15 protein-coding genes and 1 pseudogene are annotated in these 18,744 nt (G+C 40.3%); 5 read left to right on the top strand and 11 right to left on the bottom strand.

The window, feature by feature from the left end; genetic code table 11:
• Positions 1 to 13 precede the first annotated feature (13 nt).
• The 6 genes and pseudogenes from coaE to HXT41_RS00810 form a co-directional block, all read right to left on the bottom strand.
• Positions 14 to 718 (bottom strand): dephospho-CoA kinase, encoded by a 705-nt coding sequence (coaE, locus tag HXT41_RS00835; RefSeq protein WP_248893269.1) that lies wholly within the window; start codon positions 716 to 718, stop codon positions 14 to 16.
• A gap of 69 nt (positions 719 to 787) precedes the next feature.
• Positions 788 to 1,360, bottom strand: coding sequence for a TM2 domain-containing protein (locus tag HXT41_RS00830; protein ID WP_248893267.1), 573 nt, complete (start codon positions 1,358 to 1,360; stop codon positions 788 to 790).
• A gap of 224 nt (positions 1,361 to 1,584) precedes the next feature.
• Positions 1,585 to 1,701: pseudogene (locus tag HXT41_RS00825) on the bottom strand (dephospho-CoA kinase); the annotation flags it as partial.
• Between the two features lie 70 nt (positions 1,702 to 1,771).
• Complete coding sequence (locus HXT41_RS00820; protein WP_004111099.1) at positions 1,772 to 2,101, bottom strand: TM2 domain-containing protein; 330 nt, start codon at positions 2,099 to 2,101, stop codon at positions 1,772 to 1,774.
• Between the two features lie 250 nt (positions 2,102 to 2,351).
• The gene (gene rpsA / locus HXT41_RS00815; protein ID WP_012914051.1) at positions 2,352 to 3,854 is read right to left on the bottom strand and encodes a 30S ribosomal protein S1; all 1,503 of its coding nucleotides are present in this window, start codon (positions 3,852 to 3,854) and stop codon (positions 2,352 to 2,354) included.
• A gap of 146 nt (positions 3,855 to 4,000) precedes the next feature.
• Complete coding sequence (locus tag HXT41_RS00810; RefSeq protein WP_004110747.1) at positions 4,001 to 4,885, bottom strand: bifunctional methylenetetrahydrofolate dehydrogenase/methenyltetrahydrofolate cyclohydrolase; 885 nt, start codon at positions 4,883 to 4,885, stop codon at positions 4,001 to 4,003.
• Positions 4,886 to 5,006: 121 nt separating this feature from the next.
• Here HXT41_RS00810 and HXT41_RS00805 point away from each other — a divergent pair, with 121 nt between their 5' ends.
• Positions 5,007 to 6,059: a metal ABC transporter solute-binding protein, Zn/Mn family gene (locus tag HXT41_RS00805; RefSeq protein ID WP_116994806.1), complete on the top strand. Its 1,053-nt coding sequence runs from the start codon at positions 5,007 to 5,009 to the stop codon at positions 6,057 to 6,059.
• Positions 6,060 to 6,271: 212 nt separating this feature from the next.
• Here HXT41_RS00805 and HXT41_RS00800 read toward each other — a convergent pair whose 3' ends face one another.
• Positions 6,272 to 6,868, bottom strand: coding sequence for a CarD family transcriptional regulator (locus HXT41_RS00800; RefSeq protein ID WP_012914048.1), 597 nt, complete (start codon positions 6,866 to 6,868; stop codon positions 6,272 to 6,274).
• A 134-nt stretch (positions 6,869 to 7,002) separates the two neighbouring features.
• Between HXT41_RS00800 and glgB the strand changes: the two genes are divergently transcribed.
• The 3 genes from glgB to HXT41_RS00785 all read left to right on the top strand — a co-directional run bounded on the left by glgB (position 7,003) and on the right by HXT41_RS00785 (position 11,282).
• A complete protein-coding gene (gene glgB, locus HXT41_RS00795; protein ID WP_033888684.1) occupies positions 7,003 to 9,276 on the top strand; it encodes a 1,4-alpha-glucan branching protein GlgB in 2,274 nt (757 codons plus the stop codon).
• A gap of 16 nt (positions 9,277 to 9,292) precedes the next feature.
• Positions 9,293 to 10,045, top strand: coding sequence for a response regulator transcription factor (locus HXT41_RS00790; RefSeq protein WP_004110759.1), 753 nt, complete (start codon positions 9,293 to 9,295; stop codon positions 10,043 to 10,045).
• A 61-nt stretch (positions 10,046 to 10,106) separates the two neighbouring features.
• Positions 10,107 to 11,282: a sensor histidine kinase gene (locus tag HXT41_RS00785; protein ID WP_421788739.1), complete on the top strand. Its 1,176-nt coding sequence runs from the start codon at positions 10,107 to 10,109 to the stop codon at positions 11,280 to 11,282.
• Here HXT41_RS00785 and HXT41_RS00780 read toward each other — a convergent pair.
• Positions 11,279 to 12,172, bottom strand: coding sequence for a ComF family protein (locus tag HXT41_RS00780; protein WP_116994808.1), 894 nt, complete (start codon positions 12,170 to 12,172; stop codon positions 11,279 to 11,281). The two genes, HXT41_RS00785 and HXT41_RS00780, sit on opposite strands and share 4 nt — an antisense overlap.
• A 91-nt stretch (positions 12,173 to 12,263) precedes the next feature.
• Positions 12,264 to 13,085 (bottom strand): HAD-IIB family hydrolase, encoded by an 822-nt coding sequence (locus tag HXT41_RS00775; RefSeq protein WP_421788737.1) that lies wholly within the window; start codon positions 13,083 to 13,085, stop codon positions 12,264 to 12,266.
• A gap of 119 nt (positions 13,086 to 13,204) precedes the next feature.
• Here HXT41_RS00775 and HXT41_RS00770 point away from each other — a divergent pair, with 119 nt between their 5' ends.
• Positions 13,205 to 13,633 (top strand): metallopeptidase family protein, encoded by a 429-nt coding sequence (locus HXT41_RS00770; protein ID WP_012914044.1) that lies wholly within the window; start codon positions 13,205 to 13,207, stop codon positions 13,631 to 13,633.
• Between the two features lie 76 nt (positions 13,634 to 13,709).
• Here the strand turns inward: HXT41_RS00770 and HXT41_RS00765 are convergent, their stop codons facing one another.
• Both HXT41_RS00765 and HXT41_RS00760 read right to left on the bottom strand, forming a co-directional pair.
• A complete protein-coding gene (locus HXT41_RS00765) occupies positions 13,710 to 15,296 on the bottom strand; it encodes a DUF5719 family protein (RefSeq protein ID WP_004110770.1) in 1,587 nt (528 codons plus the stop codon).
• Complete coding sequence (locus HXT41_RS00760; protein ID WP_421788734.1) at positions 15,283 to 18,684, bottom strand: glycosyltransferase family 2 protein; 3,402 nt, start codon at positions 18,682 to 18,684, stop codon at positions 15,283 to 15,285. Before HXT41_RS00760 ends, HXT41_RS00765 begins: the two co-directional genes overlap by 14 nt.
• Positions 18,685 to 18,744 lie beyond the last annotated feature (60 nt).

Below are 18,744 nucleotides of genomic sequence, written 5' to 3'. Positions count from 1 at the left end.
CTTCCCCAGTTTTTTACTTCCCCAGTTTCGTCATTTCAGCACTTTTATTGTTTGCGTCACACAACCATGATTTTAGCGTATTGTCAACACTGTTAAGCATCGATTCCATTGGTTTAGTGGAATCAACTACAAAATCTGCGATATTTTTTCGCATTTTACTAGGAAGCTGACTATTTATGCGCGCCAAAGCCTGATCCTCAGTCATATTTCGCTCGCTTATCATTCGTTTAACGCGAATTTCTTGAGGCGCTTCAACAGTAATAATATGGTCAAAACTAAATGGAATGCTGTCGATTACTTGCGCAAGGAGCGGAATATCGTGCACAATAACTGAATTTATACTGTCCAACACGTTGCGATTTTCCTTAGAAATTTTACTAATATACTCGCTTTCATACTTGCTTTCTAAGAGCTTTGCGCAATCATAAATAGCAGGATGAATAAGCGACTCAAGCTTCTTACGATTTGCACAACTCTCATCGGAGTACCCAAAAATATGCTTTGCAATAAACTCGCGATTTAAAGAGCCATCATTCAAAACGACATTCTCCCCAAAAATGCTTACGATTTGCTGAAATACGTAACCTCCTGGCTTCACAACCTCGCGCGATAAAACATCGTAATCTATAACAAAAGCGCCAAGCGAACGCAAATGGTTTACTACAGTAGATTTTCCAGCTGCAATTCCGCCCGTTACCGCAATACGCATTATTGTCATATATAAATTATAAGTAATGCCCCAGTAACTAATTACCGGAGCATTATACGCTAAATAATAATTGTAAAATTAGTCTTGAAGTTCAGCTCCATCGGCATCCTTATGCCACTTAGAACCAGGCTGAGAGCAAAGAATGCAAATTCCTTCAATAAATGCCCAAATTCCAGAAACAAAAGCCAGCAAGCCGAAAGAAAGAATAGAAATAAGCAGCTGAGCAACAGCCTTGCCTTTAAAACCAAGATAGAAATTGTGCACACCCAAAGCACCCAAGAAAATGGCTAACAGGCCTGCAGCAATCTTGTTATGAGAGCTTCTGTATGTGTTTGATGAATAATTAGACCCATAGTTAGAGTATGAAGATGCTTGATTGTACTGAGGAGTAGACTGAGAGTACTGACCATATTGCGGCTGAGCATTGTATTGCGGCTGAGCATATGAATTCTGATCATACTGAGTCTGACCATACTGTGGCTGAGCATTGTACTGAGTATGAGCACCATACTGGGATTGGTTGTTATATTGTGGCTGAGCCTGGTTATACTGCTGGGACTGATCATTGTACTGTGGTTGTCCGTACTGAGTCTGTCCGTCAGAGCCGGAGTAATCTCCAGTTTGATTATCTAAATCACTCACAATAATCACACTTTCTCTCGTAAGAAATTTATTTTCTTAAAAACTGTATAATAAAAAATTAATAAATCAAAGCGTTATTACTAAAGATATTAAAAGATGCCCCGATGATTACTCACCGAGGGCATCTTATTTATAAGCTTTTAGTAGAAAAATACTTCTTTTCGCTCAAAAGCTGTTCACACAAAGCTGCGAGCTGATCGGAATCAGCTAAAGCACCTTCGATAGAAGTTTCATTCACGCGCTAAAACATCGTAATCTATAGCAAACGCGCCAAGCGAACGCAAATGATTTACTACTGTAGATTTTCCAGCTGCAATTCCGCCCTTTACCGCAATCCGCATCATTGTCATATATGAATTATAAATAATGCCCCAGCAAATAATTACCAGGGCATTGTTTATTAACAATAATTATAAAACACTAATCCTTTAACTCGGCACCATCAGCATCTTTGTGCCACTTACTTCCAGGCTTTGAGCAAAGAATCAAAATACCCTCAACCAATGCCCATATTCCCGTAATAATCGACAGGAACCCAAAGGAAAGAACAGAAATAAGCAGCTGTGCAATCGCCTTTCCTTTAAAACCAAGGTAAAAATTGTGAATACCCAATGTGCCTAAGAAAATCGCTAGCAAACCTGCAACAATTTTCTTGCGCGAGCTTACTAAAGTTGCTTTAGTGTTCTCCTCACTATTTCCATCGTACGAAGGGAACTGAGCATTTTGCTGGTTGTTTTCCAAAGTGTTCATATTTTAACCATCCTTTTAGTAAATACGATTAGTAAATACGATTGACGTTTTACATCATATAATCACGATTATTAAAAGAAAATTGATTGTACCTATATTTAATTACAAAACTTGAGTTATAAAATACTTGTCAAATATACTCAAGATACTCGTAAAACATTATGAACAACAATACGCAAGATGCCCCCGATGATTAGTCACCGAGGGCATCTTACTGTTTTATTTACAAGCTTCTAGTAGAAAGTAGAAACTACTTCTTTTCGTTCAAAAGCTGTTCACGCAAAGCTGCGAGCTGATCGGAATCAGCTAAAGCACCTTCACTAGTTGCTTCAGAAGAATAGTTGGAAGCAACTTCTTCCTTCTTTTCTTCCTTAGCTGGCTTCTTTTCAGCTTCTTCGCTCTGACCGTCAGCAGCAGCAGATTCAGCTGCAGCCGCAAGTTCCTTAGCAGCGAATGCCTTGTGCTCTTCCCAAAGCTGGTGTGCTGCAGCATACTGAGCTTCCCACTCTTCGCGCTGCTGCTCGTAACCGACCATCCATTCGTTAGTGTTTGGATCGAAGCCTTCTGGGTACTTGTAGTTGCCTTCAGCATCATATTCAGCTGGCATACCGTAGAGAGCTGGATCAAAATCTTCAGAATTTGGATCTACAGCTTCAGTAGCTTGCTTCAAGGAGAGGGAGATGCGACGACGATCGAGATCAACGTCGATAACCTTCACGAATACTTCTTCGCCACCCTTAACAACAGTTTCTGGGTTCTCTACGTGACGGTTTGCAAGCTCAGAAATGTGAACCAAGCCCTCAATGCCATCTTCAACGGAGATGAACACACCGAACTGAACAATCTTTGTGACCTTGCCCTTAACGACCTGTCCAGGAACATGAGTGCGAGCGAAGCGCTGCCATGGATCTTCCTGAGTTGCCTTAAGGGAAAGGGAAATACGTTCGCGATCGAGATCAACGTCGAGAACCTCAACGGTAACCTTATCGCCAACCTTAACAACCTCAGATGGGTGATCGATGTGCTTCCAAGAAAGCTCAGACACGTGAATGAGACCGTCAACACCGCCGAGGTCAACAAACGCACCGAAGTTTACGATAGAAGACACAACGCCTTCGCGAATCTGACCCTTCTTAAGCTGCGAGAGGAAGGTTTCGCGAACTTCGGACTGGGTTTCCTCAAGGAACTGGCGACGAGAAAGCACAACATTGTTGCGGTTCTTATCGAGCTCGAGAATCTTAGCCTTAATCTTCTGGCCAATGTATGGAGAAAGATCGCGCACGCGACGCATCTCAACCAAGGAAGCTGGCAAGAAGCCGCGAAGACCGATATCAACAATCAAGCCGCCCTTAACAGCTTCAATAACGGTACCTTCAACGATGCCGTCTGCATCCTTAATCTTCTCGATGTCACCCCAAGCACGCTCATACTGTGCACGCTTCTTGGAGAGAATAAGACGTCCTTCCTTGTCTTCCTTAGTTACAACAAGGGCTTCAATGGTGTCGCCAACCTCGACAACATCATCTGGATCAACGTCTTTTTTGATGGAAAGTTCACGGGAAGGAATTACACCTTCAGTTTTGTAGCCGATGTCCAGCAATACTTCGTCGTGATCAATCTTTACGACTGTACCTTCAACTAAATCACCATCATCAAAATTCTTGATGGTTGAATCGACTGCCTTGATGAAGTCTTCTTCGGTGCCAATATCATTAATCGCAACCTTGGCGACTTCGTTATTATTCTCTGCCATTAGTTATTAGTGGTTTCTTCTTGGGGTGGATATTACTCGATATTTAATTATGTATTTATGCTACATGTGCATACTATGCACACGCTTTGTCGATTTTATATACAGGTATAGCCAAAATTTACGTTTTACTTCGGGCGTGTCGCATTTTATTTGCAATTAGCTGCTCGCTCAGCCATATCTACAACATTCGCCAGCAACATAGCTCGAGTCATCGGACCTACCCCACCAGGATTCGGAGAATACGCTCCAGCAACTTCTCGACAAGCTGAATCAACATCACCTTTTACACGATATCTGCCAGCCTCTTCATCAAAAACACGAGATACACCAACATCAACAAGAACAACGCCAGGTTTAATATCTTCAGGCTTAACAAAACCAGCACAACCCATTGCTGCAATTATTACATCAGAACGGCGCATAATCTCCTGAACATTCCGAGTATGAGTATGGCACAACGTAACAGTTGCATCTACTCCCCTGCGTGTTAACAGAAGACCAATAGTACGCCCAACCGTAATGCCACGACCAAGCACACAAACTTCCTTACCAGAAAGTTCAATACCATACTCATCAAGCAAAGCTAAAATTCCACGCGGCGTGCACGGCAAAGGTGTTGTAATATTACCGGAAATATGCGTAACAAGTTCACCCAAATTATATGGATGCATTCCATCACAATCTTTTGCAGGATCAATAGAAGAAATAACTTTTTGAGCATCAATACCTTTTGGCAATGGCAGTTGCACAATAAATCCAGTACAAAGAGGGTCATTATTTAATTTCTGTAAAGCAGCAAGAATCTCATCTTCACTAGCATCTTCTGGCAGATCGCAACGAATAGAATTAATCCCCACTTCTTCGCAATCACGATGCTTACCAGCAACATATTTCAACGAAGCAGGATCACTACCTACAAGCAACGTACCCAAACCTGGATTAATGCCTTTTTTATGTAAAATAGCAACGCGCGCTGCCAAATCTTTTTTAATTTTACTAGCTAAAGCCTTACCATCTAGCACAATAGTCATAAAAAATTCCTCCCAACTCGCACAATTCGTAAGGATAGGCTATCGTGAAGTATAGAAGATATGGGTCGACTAACAATTTTACGTGCGCCGACGCACCATTATCACGGGAGGAGTCACAGTGATGCGTACCGTTCTTTGTGCAGTAAAGAAGTTTGGAAAAACTGCCATAACATGCCTTATTGCTTCTGCAGTAATACTTGGATTTGCAGCTTGTGGAAAAACTGAGGAAAAACCAAAAGAAAAACCAAAAGCTGCAACAAATATTTCTGTTGTATCCACTGTTGACACCTGGGGTAGCTTAGCTCAAGAGATTGGTGGCTCTGACGTCAAAGTTGAATCAGTTATGACTGGTTCAGATACAGACATATCGTCGTTTAAACCTAGCTCAAAAGATTTAAAAAATATGCAGAATGCACAAGTATTAGTTACAAATGGTGCAGGCTACGATGATTGGGCAAACAAAGTACACCCAGCTAAAGCTGAAGTGCTTAGTGCAGCAGGTACTGTAGGAGCACTTAACGGAGACAATCCATATCTTTGGTTTTCTCACGATGCTAGGAATGCTATGGCATCTGCCATGACTGACACCTTCTCCAAAGTTTTGCCATCAAAAAAGCAAGCTTTTTCTAAGCGACTAGCACAATGGCAGGAAAAGGAAAAGAAATTAACCACCTACTTAAGTGATTTCTCTAAAGAAAATGGTAACGCAAAGTATGCTTCTACATCTCCTATTCTTTTCTGGCTAATGTCTGATGCCAATTTGAAAGATAGCTCACCTAAAGAATATGTTGACTCAGTAAATAACAATAATGAACCAGAACATTCAAGCGTTGAGGAGTTTCAGAAGCTTATTGAAGGTCGCAAAATTGATGTGTTGATTAGCGATAGCCAGCAAGGAAACGATGTTCTGAACTTGCTAAGCGGAATCGCAGGACGCAGCTACACGTCTACAGTACGAGTAAGCGAACTTATGCCAAAATACGCAGATCAGCTTGATAAATGGATTATGAAGATTTGTGACGACCTACATAATGCTGTAAAAGCAACAAAGGATATGCGTAAAGACATTGATGATAAAGAGCCTCAAAAAAAGCCAATCACTGAGAAGCCACATGTAGCAAAGAATACTAATCCTAAAAATTCTAACCAAGGTCAGCAAGATCCAGGCAAGTAAATTTAGGTGAATCTATAAACATAAAAATCCTTGTATTTTACAAATGCAAGGATTTTTTATTATCTGTTTTAAGCAAGAACAAAAGCAAAACATACAATAAATACGTAAGCAAATATATAAGCAAAAGCCCTTCTAACTCGCCGATATACCGACATTTAGAAGGGCTTAAATAATATGAACAATTAATATTTATTTATTTTGCATATCGCAAATCATTTTTTCTTAGATTTCTTGCTACGCTCTTCTAACAGCGCTAAAGTTCGCGATGCAGGCTCTTCTGGAGCTACAGTATGGTGATTTTCATCGCCTTCTTGAGGCTCCTTGTATCCAAGATTCACATCTAAAAGTCGCTCCGCCTCAATCTCATCAATCTTTTCAGACAAAGCAATTTCGGAAATTAAAATACTGCGAGCGCGAGCAAGCATTCGCTTTTCTCCTGCAGATAAACCATGTTCATCAACATCTCGCTGAGATAAATCACGAACTACTTCAGCAATATTGTTAACATCGCCAGTAGCAATCTTCTCTACATTAAGCTTGTAGCGTCTAGACCAATTCATCTCTTTTTCAACTATTGGAGTACGCAAAATCTCAAAAACTTTTGCAACTTCTTGCGCTCCAACAATGTCTCGCACGCCAACTTTTTTAACATTATCGACAGGTACGTTAATTTCTAAACCATCAGATGATAACACTACCAATCGTAAATATTGACGAGTTACACCTTTTACGGTGCGCTCACTAATTTCTTCAACACGAGCCGCACCATGACGAGGATAGACGACCATATCGCCGACTTGATATTCCACAGAACCCTCCGTATGCACAGAAAAACTCATAACAGTTTCCCATAAGGTCACGACTTGAAAAAATTTTCATATTTTTTTCACAATAGCGCGAAACACACGCGACTTACAGCAATAAAGCATGTATGATAGTCAACATGAGTACAGTTACTAACATCAATGAAGATGCAGTCGCAGTTCCAGTCCGACAGGACGTATTAGCTGCGGTGAGCAATGCAGAATATTACAATCCACATGAGGTTCTTGGAGGTCACCTTGGAACTGGCAAAGGTGCCGACACTGTAACCGTCCGCGTATTGCGCCCTATGGCAAAGAAAGTTGTTATTCTTACTAAGAACGGTGAATACGAAGCTAAACACGAATATAACGGCATCTTTACAGCTGTTATTCCTGCAGTAAAGCATACAAAAACAAAGTCTTGGTCTGTTCCTAGTTATCGCGTTTACACTGTGGAAATAGACGGTTCTGAGTCCACAGATGATGATCCTTACCGTTATTTGCCTCAAGTTGGCGAACTTGACATGTACTTATTTGGAGAAGGTCGTCATGAGCGTCTTTGGGAAGCATTAGGCGCACACGTCAAAACGATAACAGATTCATGGGGACTTATATCTCCTGAAACTGGAAAGATGGTAAAGAAAGTTACTGGTACTGCTTTCTCAGTGTGGGCACCAAATGCTCGTGCAGTACGCGTAGTTGGTAACTTTAATTACTGGAATGGTCGTCGCCACGCTATGCGTTCACTCGGCTCTTCTGGCATTTGGGAACTTTTTATTCCAGGAGTTACAGCAGGAGAAGTATATAAGTACGAAATTCTTACACAATCTGGCAATTGGATTATGAAAGCCGATCCAATGGAGCGCTCTCATGAAGTTCCACCAAACACAGGATCTGTTGTTGTTGATTCTGAGTTTAAGTGGCACGATACTGATTGGATGGATGAGCGCGCAAAAACAGATGCTCACAATGGTCCAATAAGCATTTACGAAGTACAAGCTAACAGCTGGAATCGCGATTTGGGTAATTATCGCGAACTTGCTGATCATTTAGTTGATTATGTGCAAAGAGAAGGCTTTACTCACGTCGAGTTTATGCCGTTGACACAATATCCATTCTCTGGATCTTGGGGATATCAAGTAACGGGTTATTATGCAGTAGATTCTCGCCTTGGCTCCCCTGATGACTTTAAGTACTTGGTAGATAAACTCCACAAAGCAGGCATTGGCGTCATTATGGATTGGGTTCCAGCTCACTTCCCTAAGGATGACTTTGCACTCGGTCGTTTTGATGGCACAGCATTATATGAGGATCCTGATCCTATGCGAGGTGAGCATCCTGATTGGGGTACTTACATCTTCAACTTTGGTCGTCATGAAGTTCGTAACTTCTTGGTTGCTAATGCTTGCTTCTGGCTTGATGAATACCATGTTGACGCGTTGCGCGTTGATGCAGTATCCTCAATGCTTTACTTGGATTACAGCCGTGAAGCAGGACAGTGGAGACCAAACATCTACGGCGGACGCGAAAATCTTGAAGCAATTGACTTCATTAAGGAAGCAAACGCAACTGCATACAAGAATAATCCTGGCATCATGATGATTGCTGAGGAATCCACTGCTTATCAAGGCGTAACTGCACCAACCGATATGGGCGGCTTAGGATTCGGCTTGAAGTGGAATATGGGCTGGATGCACGACACTTTGCAATATCTTAAAGAGGAACCAATTAATCGTCGTTGGCATCATAACGAAATTACATTCTCAATGGTTTATGCATACTCTGAGCATTATGTGTTGCCATTAAGCCACGATGAAGTTGTGTACGGTAAGGGTTCGTTACTTGGAAAGATGCCAGGAGACGAATGGCAACAGTTCGCAGGATTGCGAGCATTGCTTGCATACCAGTGGTCTCATCCAGGCAAGAACCTTCTGTTCATGGGTGGAGAAATTGGACAGTCCAGCGAATGGAACTTCAATACTTCGCTTAACTGGAATGAGCTGCAATGGCCGTTCCATCAAGGTGTGCAAAAGCTTGTTGCAGATTTGAATACTCTATATAAGAGCTCTCGTGCATTCTGGAGTCAAGACTTTACTCCTGATGGTTTCCAGTGGCTTACAAGCGACGATTCCGATCACAATACTTTAAGCTACATGCGTATTGGCGACGACGGAGAAGAAATCGTTGTAGTAGTAAACTTCTCGGGTCAAGCTTGGCAAGACTATCAGGTTGCGTTACCAAAAGGCGGACAGTGGGAAGAGATACTCACAACTGATGATGCAAAGTATTGCGGATCTAATATTCACAACGGCACATTCACTGCTACTGCTGAAGAGTATCATTCTCGACCATACTCTGCAAGAATCACTGTTCCAGCGTTAGGTGCGGTATTCTTGAAGCCAGTACAACACTGAAAGGTCTTTTTAAAATATGCTAAACGCTCCATCAGCTAGCGTAAATGCTCGTACAATTCTCGTTGTTGAGGATGAGCCAGATCTTGCTACAGCAATTGCACAACGCATTACTGCACAAGGCTGGAGAGCAAGAGTCGCTACAGATGGAGCGTCTGCTGTTAGAGCTGCCGAACAACTAAAACCTGATCTCATAATTATGGATATTATGCTTCCTATTATGGATGGGATTGAAGCAACTCGACGAATTATCTCCAAAATGCCTGTTCCTATCCTCATGTTAACAGCACGCGATGCAGAAGCCGATAAAATTGTTGGCTTAAGCGCAGGCGCAGATGATTACATGACTAAACCATTTTCGCCACGTGAGTTAATTGCTCGTTGCGCAGCATTGCTGAGACGCGTAGAACGCGCATCGCAAATAGCAAAGACAATGGAACATGAACGCACAATTAATTTTGGGTCACTTATTATTAGACCTCGTCAAAGACTTGTAACTTTAAACGACAAAGAGGTACATTTTACACCAACTGAGTTTGACTTGCTCGCTACTCTAGCTCGTCATCCTCATACTGTATTTAAGCGTGAAAAGTTACTTGAAGAGGTGTGGGATTGGCCGGATGCTTCTGGAACTCGCACAGTAGATTCACACATTAAGTCTTTGAGACATAAAATTGGATCGGAATGGATTCGTACTGTACACGGAATAGGATACGCATTCGAGCCACCTATTAGTGATTACGACAAAGTTCTGCAATCACAAGTTTCATAAATAATTATTACTTTCATAAATAGTAAATAATTACAACACTTTAGCTTCGGAAAATTCGTAAATGGTATTAGAAAATAAAATAGATAATGCTAATTCTGAGCAATATAAAAATACTAAACAACGTAATTTATTAAATAAAAACTCAAATGCTCAACTTAAAAATAAGTCAAAAATGCGATTTACGAATTCTTCTGTAAAGCATAATTATCCAAATCGACCTGTCGGATTTTTTTCATCTCTAAAAATTGAACTTTCGGCAATTATTGTTTTTGCAACAGCAATTGCTTTCGTAATGGCATGGTTTTTACTTAAAACTGGTCTAAATGGCTGGATTGCAATGCCATTAACACTTATTGTTGCTCTGGGAATTACATACATTTTTTCTAGAGGACTTACAGCACCACTTCGTCAAATGAAAAATGCTGCAGAAGCTATGGCTGACGGCGACTATTCTGTGCGAGTTGCTGTAGAAAATCGTCGTGACGAAGTAGGTAAGTTAACTCTTGCATTTAATGAAATGGCAGAAGAACTTGAACATGCAGATCAAATGCGTAGAGAGCTTATAGTAAACGTAAGCCATGAATTGCGCACTCCTGTTTCTGCTTTACAAGCGATGCTTGAAAATCTTGCAGACGGAGTTGTTGATCCTACTCCATCTAATATGGAAGCTATATTAAACCAAACTCATAGACTTGCTGATCTTATTACTTTCCTTCTTGATTTATCTAGAGTTGAAGCAGGCGCGGAAAGCCTTAATATAACTTCATTTAATTTCACAGACTTTATTGACGAAATTATCGAACCACTAGAAATAGCTGATTCAGGTCATAATCATAATATTGAAGTTCAAATTAATGATGAGATTGAATTAACAGGAGATCAAGCTCGCCTTTCGCAACTTTTTACTAATATTATTTCTAACGCTCTAAAACATTCAGATGATGGAACTCGTGTTCTTATAAGTGCTCATATTAATCACAGCCAAAACTCTGTAATATGCAATGTTGTGAATTTTGGAGAACAAATTCCTCAAGAAGATCGCGCCGATATTTTCAGAAGATTTGTTAAAGGAAATCAGCGAATTGGCACAGAATCAGGAGGAACAGGATTAGGATTATCAATTGCTCGTTGGGCTGCACAATTGCACCATGGAACTGTAAAAGTAGTAGACGATAAACGCGGTCCGAACTTTGAAATTGCGCTTCCGCTAAACTATAGCAATACAATAGCAAACTAACATTCGTAATCTGCTGTACGATCATCCTTATTGCATACACATGCTAAAGAAAAGCATGCTAAAACAGTAATTCCACTACTCTGTAAAGTTGAAACGCAGCTATTCATAGTTGAGCCAGTAGTTACAATATCATCCAATACAATAGCTTTGTACTCGCGTTGATTTTCAAACTTTTGCTTTCTCAATTCTTTAAAATCGATGCTAAATGCCTTAGAAATTCTGTTAGACCTTCCGCGAAAACCGGAAGTTTGCACTGATTTCGCAGTAATTCTAACATCCATACTTACAATATCTAAAACGTATGCTCTAATGCCACTATTACACAATCGTTTAGCAACACAATTTGCAACAGGCAACATATGCTTACGTCCACGATGCCTTGATGAATGCTTAGACGACGGGACTGGTATAACAAATATAGGTTTTTCACTTATATAACAAGAATGCGAGCGCAAGAATTTAGATATAACTTCTACTACTAAATCGCCAATAAGTTCACCAAATATTTTGTCACATGCAATATCGAAATGATCCTTCCACAATAATATTGAGCGGCGAACAACCGTAGAATACGAACCACACGCGTAGCGATATCCACATACTGTTCTGGCAAATGGTGCACGTTTCCAGCATTGCAACGCTTTCTTGCAGTTTTCACACAATATATAATCTGGAGTATCACAGCCTGCACATGCGCGAGGCAAAAATAAATTAAATAAAGCAATCGCTACATTCTTCCAACTAGCAAAACGCCAATTTATAAAATCAACATCCTTGTTTTCACATACACCACAAGGTACAGATGCGTGACATGCTAATCCCCCATGAGATGTCACGCTTCTATACTTCTTTTTGTTTTGGTGGTTTATAACCTTGCGTCTCCCAACCATAATGACAGCATATGCGATAGCTTATTGGCTATGCAAATAAAAAATGTTATTGTGGATAAAAGGTATCTTAAAATGAAAAATTAATAAAATTCTATATTTCTAAAATATTAAGTACCTTATTACAAAGCTCTAAAGTATCCGAAGGATTACTTACTTTAATAATTAAAGCTCCTGTAAAGGCAGTAGGATAATCGTTTCCTCCAGGATACATACGATCGCCAATAAAAGTAATTTTTTCAATATTAACATCACAATATTGAGACAGCATTCGCAAAGCTTGAGCTTTATCGTCACCGCGCCTGTATATATCGATGCTAGTATCTCCTCCAGCGCGTACAGCAAAATTAGGTAAAGCTTGAGAAATGCTTTGTGCAAGTTGAGCTTTCAAACAACCGCTAGGATCCCAAGTTTTTTTATATTCAATAGGAGCTAGTTGTCCTAGTGCCGAAAAAGTAATTTGACTACCGCGGTTCTCTATCTGTTCTCCCCACAGCATTGGATCGCCGGGTTCTTTCCAAACGCCTATATTTTTTGCACACTTGTGTATTGCATCAATAACGCATTGCGCTTGCTTAAAATCGATAGTATGTTCATAAACACATTGCAATAACATGTCATTATTCACACGATAATAACTAGTTCCATTAGTGGGCATTATGTGAATATTTTTAAGATTAGTGCCAATAGTTAGCATATTTAAAATTTGCTTCTTAACTAACTCTAAGCAGCCACCTGTTATTACAGCAACAGGAATTATATCAATCAGCTTACTTAATGATTCAGCCATCGATTTAAGCATAGGTTTTTTAGAACATGCCAGTGTGTTATCTAAATCAAAAGCAATAAGAGACGATTTAGCAATGCTCAAGTCAAGATTAAACTCATTCCAATCATGCACTATTGGTTTGAGCATTACAAATCCTCCTGACTTTTAAAACCATATATACAGTATTCTATAGTGTGAGCGTATTTCACACACCGCATATTAATTATTTACATATTATTGCCCTAGCCTTCTCGTAAAGTGGAAGCATGACAGGTCTAATTTGGGAAGAACGTCACTATAGAAATAGGCATGGTAGAGGTCTTAGGGCACCAATATTTGGTACTCGCCTGCCACAATATAGAACTGCTAGCGGAATGTTTGATGCCATGGTAGCAGCTCAAATTAGACGCCTTAACAGTGCTTGGCAAGCATTAACTAAAGACGTTCAATTCGCGGTAGAAGATGTGCCGCCTTCGCAACCACTGTTATGGGAGCAAAACCGCAGAATACTTTCGCAAGCTTTTCCAGCTAGCCGTGGTATGCAATCTAGAATTGTATTGTATAGGCTTCCGCTATGCACTCATGTAAGCAGCAGAAGTGAACTTCAATATGCTATCAGAGATGAGCTTGTGCAATGCTTAGCAGAACTATACGGTCGCAGACCAGAAGAAATTGATCCAGATTGGGGTTTGTAAACAATTTTTAAATTAATTAAAATTATTAAGTATTTTAATTAATTTATAGTCGCTTATAGCAATATTTTTATTCGTATTATTGCACAATATGATTGTCAGTTTTAACGTATACCTTCATTTCTTGCGGTTCCAAAGATTGCGCAGAAAGCCAAGAAATACCTGCTATACCAGCCTTATCGATTTCATCTTTATGAATACGGGCAGACAAAGCAACTTTGCTATGCGATTTCGCAATAAACATAACTGCATCGTGCGAAATTTCTGAAACAGGAATTCTTAAAGATGCATTCGCAGGAATCGTTACGTTTTTTGTAGCAGCTAATACACCATTTAAATCAAATCCTTGCAAACGCACAGCAGTATCTTTATCACTTGAAGAAGAAAGGTATAGAGCTGTTTCATTAGCAGAAACAGGCGATACAATTGCGCCACTACCTTGTACGTTAGATGGTGTAATAAAAGCTACATCTGATTGATTATCCTTGCCATCTTTAGTAATGGACATCATTACTTGAGTAGGAACATCTCCACTTACGCTCAAAGCATTAGCATGCTCCGGAACTTTTCCAAGATCGACAACTTGCAAATGGTGTGCTTTTAACGTCAAATTCTTTACTTCTTTAGAACCTGTATCATTCATCCATGAAAGCGTTACATTACCATCTTTATTTGGCCATACATATAACTTAGATTGATCGCCTTCACTAATACCTGAAAGAATATTTGTATTAGATTGAGTGCTTAATTCATGAACAATATCTACACCTTTTACAGATAAGCCACTCATATGAATGACTTTTACAAATGATGCTATAGGTGTCTGCTCGCTTTCAACTTGCACGTATAATCCAGAAGTCTTAGGAGAGGCAGCAGCAAGATCAAAATATGCATGAGAACGAGCAGGAACAGTAGAAGCACTTCCTGTAGAAAGATTTAACTGATTACTGCCATGCTCTGCAGACCAAGCTCTAACACGAACAACAGTGGATTTTGAAGCAGCATTAAACGCTTCTAAACGAATAGAAATTCCATCAGCAGATTCCGGAACTAGGAATGTCTGTTTCATAGACGGCATTGAACAGGTAGTTGCAGATAAACCTTTTACGTCACCTTTAGTAGCCCATGAAACCATGGAAGCAGATATTCCAGTGCCAGATCCAACTCGTGACAAATGTCCTTCTAGAACTTGAGCGTCATGATTTACATTATTGTTAGCAATAAAAGCTGACGTATCATCATCAGTTGATTTTGAATTCAACGTAATAGATTGATCATTGTTATCTCGTATGTTACGCAAGCTAGAACTATACACATCTCCAAAAGCACCATAACGAGCAGAAGATTGTAAATCGCCTTCTGATTCGTTATATTCGCTATCACCATATTGAGTCAAATCTGGAAGAGACAATCGAATAGGACAAATAGTTTGCAAACGAGTAGAACCAACACTACTTATAACGCCACTAGATGGAGTATTAGGATTGTCTACAAAGTGAGGCATTGGTAAGCATAATGCAACAACACATGCAGAAGCAATAAGTATTATTGCACTAAAAATAGCAAGTGAGACAATACTGACTATTTTGTTCTTGCGATTAATATCTACATCCGCATTTACTTCACCATGCTTAGAGCCCTCATGAGGATTTTTATGCCAGTTCATCTAATTCCTCCTCATGCCTGTCATCTGAACGTTCTATCATTGCATGTCTGCCAAATCGAGGCACGGCAACAATACAGTACAGCAGTAATACCATAGAAGAAACAATAATCCAAGGAACTCTCCACGCAAGAGGCCTAGATCGATAATACGGAGATGTAGAAGACAACGACTTAGAATCAGGCACACCATCAAATCTGCAATAAGTTCCTTGCGGTGATGAAACAACCAATTGTGTACCGTCAGAAGCGTTAACGTGTGCAATTAATTGTTCAGTAGCTTCTTTGTTAATATTACTCACAGTTTGCACAGAAGGATGTAACAATTGTTGTATTGACATAGAAGTTTTATGGGAAACCTGCTTATTTTCTGAACTATTAACAATATAAATACCACCAATTCCAAGTTGCTTTAACGTTGAAATTGCGCCATTATCTGCATGAGATAACAACTGTGCTGAGGCACGATATATTGCTTTATTGCTTGATGAATCACCAAACATTACTTGTCTAACACGAAGTGCTGGAGATTCGTCTATTGCATCTCCCTTAGATGTTCGCATAATAGAGATTGACAAATCATGGCTACTTTGAGCTCTTAAAGCAAGTATTCGCCGAGTATCGTCTTTTCGCAAATAATCAGAAACAACCATAGGGAGCTCATTGTTATTTGCGCAAATAGATGTAGCAGGTCCGCTCAATACAGCAAAAAGACCCAAAAGAACCGCCATAGTCAACATGCTACTTGCAAGAACAGCGCGTGCTATGCGAATTATGCGCTGCAACAATTGTGCCGCAGAACGACGCATTGCAGCACGTCTACTTGCACGAGTTTTATAGTTATCAAAAATTTGAGACTCAGATTCCTTCGAAGTACGTAGTGGCTCAAAGCGTCGAACAGCTTGACCGGCAACCATGCACATACAAGATAAAATGCCGACAGTAGATAATGCGACTCCAGGCAAAACGCTTGCAGCAACAGGTCCTGAAATATCGGATGCAACTACAACACGAGCGGCAATAAGAGATAACAGCATTCCGGAAATAATCACAACCCACATCATTCGAGAAACTCGCAAAGCAAAAGGCAAAGTTAATGACGTAACAGCCATAACAACAGCTAGAATTGCAAAAATTACCATTATTATTGTTCTTAAGCTCATCAATGGCATATTAATTTCAACATTAGGAGAAGCCATATTAAAAGCGTGCAACAAAACATCAGCGTAATCGCTTACGCGTGGAGCACCTTGCACACTTCTCAATGGCAAAGCCATACTAGAGAACAATTGACGCCACATTCCAGATTCGCCATATCTAATAGCACTTCCTATTGTAGGAAGCAAAACAATTATCGATGGTATAGGCATAAGCGCGAACATAATACGATGAGAGCGCACCATAATAAACGACGCAATAAAAATAACAATAAGAGACAAAACAAGCTGCGGTTCTGCAGCTACTGGAACCATAAAGCATAATGCTGCGCATGCTGCACATTGAGTGGATTTAACAGGACGCACAGGATCTTCTGTTACGTACATTCCAACAGCATGGAACGCAAAAGCAAATGCTGCAGGCAAAAATGCCATAGTCATTAACATTGGCAAATCACCGCGTGCAAACAAACCAAAAGCAATAGCAATCATAGTCCAGCAAATACCAGCGCATACACGCACAGTATCCGAGCGCGTAAATACGCCAGCAAGAGCCCAAAAACTTAAACACATAGCTGGAGCAGCTAAGAAGAACATTAATGTGACAGCCAATAACGGGTTAGCACCAACCACAATTGATGCGATTGCCCAAATACTTAGCCATGGTGCTGGAGGAATTGCAGGTCCAAAACCATCATCAGGAACCCATGCACCAATAGCAGAATTCCATAGTTGATTGAAATCTGCACCCGTTGGTAACCATTGCTGTGCATTCCAAGAAGCGCCACTTAAAATTTCACGCCATGGAGAGCCATATAAATTCAATATGACTGCAAAAAGAAGAAGAGATGCAAGAATAACAGCACTCCACCTACGCAACACTCGAATATGCAAATGCCGCTTCGCTAGAGGACTTAACAGCACGAAATGCTGTTGAGCTTGGAAAGCAGAACTACGATCACGCCAACGTGCAACTTGATGACGATCTGCGATAAGAGGAACAAGTCGTTTTAAGGGAACACGAGTATTCCTTGCAACCCTTCTGCGAGCAAAAACTGCTCTAGGTAATTGCATAATAGCAAGCCATGGCAAAAGCAGACGAATCCACGCTATATAAGGATGTTTAGCAAACAGCGAATGCAAAGCGCCAACGAAACAAGCAGGCAAACTAAGAATCCATATAAGAGGCCACAAAAAAATACTAATATCAGTGTATTTGTAACGCTGCTTAGCTACGAGAGAAGCTGCTACACCATACTTAGATCCTGAATTATTATGATTTCTAGCATCACCGTTACGAGTACGGATACCTTCTAACCTTGCACGCCTGTGTGCGATACGAGCTGAAGGAACTACAACAACACGACCTCCAGATAGACATACTCTACGACAAAAATCTCTTGATTCGCCAAAAGTTGTCATCCATGGTTGCGTACCGCGTAAAGTCTGCCATGCAGTTAATGTGACTAAAGCACCTGCTAGCGATACTGCATACACATCTCCACGCCCATCATACTGTTCTTGATCTGGCTCGCCGTCAACAGTAAGAGTATGAACACCGTGACGCCAAGCATACATTCCAACGTTGTGCAAGATATTTCCTTGCCAATCAACTTGTTTAGCTCCCAATACTGATGCAGTCGGAGTATTGTGCCAAGTTTCACGCAAATATTCTAAGCAATGGAAGTCTGCAGGACGAGAATCATCATGCAAAAGCCATAATGCAGAAACTCCTGCACAAGGCAAAATCTTGCGCAAAGATTTTTCTATTGCATCTCCAAAAGAATGAGCATAAGAAATGGGAATAATAATTATGTGTACAGATTTATTTTCACTATTGTTTACGCGAGTATTATTTACGCGATTAGTATTTGGTCTATATTTTGAATCGCTATCAATTGCATTATTGGAATCGATATTATTAGCATTCTGCAATAATGATTTCCTAGTATTAATTGCTCCCGCAAGCTTAGATGAATTAATTTTTATTTGTAAATTCGTTTGCATAGTCTGCTTTACTCGACTAGCACAATCGACTATTACTAAAGTTCCAGGAAGAATTGATTGACTTAGTACTGCATGTAACGTATCAGCATAAAAACGAGTATCTCGCTCCACACACATCATTGCCATAATGGACGAATCCACATCATGAGGATGCGCATCTTTCGCAGATGACAGCACCTGTAAAACTTCGTCTTCAAATGTAAGATTATGAGCGGTTATCGAATCCATACTTACCAGTTTACGCAGGGGGTATGTATCCGCCAAAACACAAGTCGTAATTCTAAATAA

Origin of the sequence: Gardnerella sp. DNF01189 (genome assembly GCF_049244195.1) — a bacterium.
Lineage (GTDB): Bacteria > Actinomycetota > Actinomycetes > Actinomycetales > Bifidobacteriaceae > Bifidobacterium > Bifidobacterium swidsinskii.
Note: the sequence above shows the minus strand (reverse complement) of the source record. Positions and strands in the feature narration are given on the sequence as shown.